General features: G+C 47.8%; 3 protein-coding genes. 2 read left to right on the top strand and 1 reads right to left on the bottom strand.

What is annotated here, in order from left to right:
- Positions 1 to 523, top strand: a 523-nt coding sequence (locus BLR94_RS26985; RefSeq protein WP_208601381.1) for a hypothetical protein, incomplete at its 5' end; no start/stop codon positions are given.
- Positions 520 to 1,023, top strand: coding sequence for a hypothetical protein (locus BLR94_RS26990; protein ID WP_090423784.1), 504 nt, complete (start codon positions 520 to 522; stop codon positions 1,021 to 1,023). The genes BLR94_RS26985 and BLR94_RS26990, both read left to right, overlap by 4 nt.
- 153 nt (positions 1,024 to 1,176) lie before the next feature.
- Here BLR94_RS26990 and BLR94_RS28375 read toward each other — a convergent pair whose 3' ends face one another.
- Positions 1,177 to 1,257 (bottom strand): SymE family type I addiction module toxin, encoded by an 81-nt coding sequence (locus BLR94_RS28375; RefSeq protein ID WP_425262119.1) that lies wholly within the window; start codon positions 1,255 to 1,257, stop codon positions 1,177 to 1,179.
- Positions 1,258 to 1,269: the final 12 nt, after the last annotated feature.

A 1,269-nucleotide genomic window follows, 5' to 3' on the forward strand; every position in this document is an offset into this window, starting at 1 on the left:
CCTGGGTGTAACGCGCTGGGAAGCCGCGCCACGTCTGGGCCTGGACGCCTGGACAACGAAATTCGCGTCGGGTGATACAGTTGGGGCAAAAGGAAATGGTAGTGCGACAGATAATGTTGCGCCTTCGGGAAGCTCTGCCAGGCCTACCCCAAAACAGTCCGAGATTGATGTAGGAACTGAGCTTGGCGCAGGTGCCCGCCCTCAAATCAGCTACAAGAATGGTCAGGAGGTACCCTACGGTACGGCAGGTAGTGTGCGCCCAGATTGGTGTATTGGCAGCGTGTGTAGTGTTGAGGTTAAAAACTATAAAGTCGCAACTAACCAACAGGGGTTGATTAACAATGTGTCAAAACAAGCGCTGCAGCGTGCAGAGAATCTACCTCAAGGCATGCAGCAGCAGATAGTTATTGATGTCCGCGGCCAAGTTGTCACCGATGCACAGAAAAATGCCGTGATCAAGGGTATTGTGCAGAAGTCAAAAGGTACAGTTAGTCCTACTGATATAAGGTTCAAATCTGAATGAGGAAAATAGGACTTGATGGCGGTCATACGGTATACGAATTAGGCCCGGTTTCGGATGTCGTATTGTTCTTTGGGTGCCTCAATGCTTTTGTTGTAAGCCAGTATCCAGAAAATGATTGGAGCTTGCTAACGGATCGGCTCTATAAACGTTATTTGCGGCAAGATGATCTAGAACAGGCTTTCGCACTAATGGAGAGGGCGAAAGGCATATTTCTCATGCTGCCAAGGACTACTGTTGAGTGGGATGAAAGTTTGCAGGGTAATCGTGAAATCACATGGTTGGATTCGAAGCAGGATACCCTGGGGACTATTTTCTCTAGATACTTCGATTTATTCTCAAAGGCACAGGGCTCAGCTATTTCATTTTTTGGCGAATTTGGGATTTATCAGCCAGTTAGAATTCTTATTTCTGATATGCCTTCTTTCATCTTCGAGAGGAAGAGGCCTTTAAGTGAATATGATGAACTCAGCCTGAATGATCTACCATTTTGGCTTCGTTGAAAGACCACGCTGTCTGTGCAGATACAGGATTCATCTGACACCGGCCCTGCGCCGGTGTTGTTTTATCTGCGCAAACCGATAGAAATATTGCTAATTCGTTTATTTCAAGAGGTGTAATATAAAATAGCCCCGGCGCTGCCGGGGCTATTTATTTCACTCCGCCGTAATCACCAAACAGCCCTGCATGACCCGAATCCGTATTTTCTCGTTGACCTGGAAGCCGGCCTGTTGCAGCCAGAGGCCGCG

The sequence above is a fragment of the Phytopseudomonas flavescens genome, assembly GCF_900100535.1.
GTDB classification, from domain to species: Bacteria; Pseudomonadota; Gammaproteobacteria; order Pseudomonadales; family Pseudomonadaceae; genus Aquipseudomonas; species Aquipseudomonas flavescens.

What these genes read in the sequence shown, in the direction of transcription:
- BLR94_RS26990 (WP_090423784.1), top strand. Translation starts at nt 520, where the DNA reads ATGAGGAAAATAGGACTTGATGGCGGTCATACGGTATACGAATTAGGC.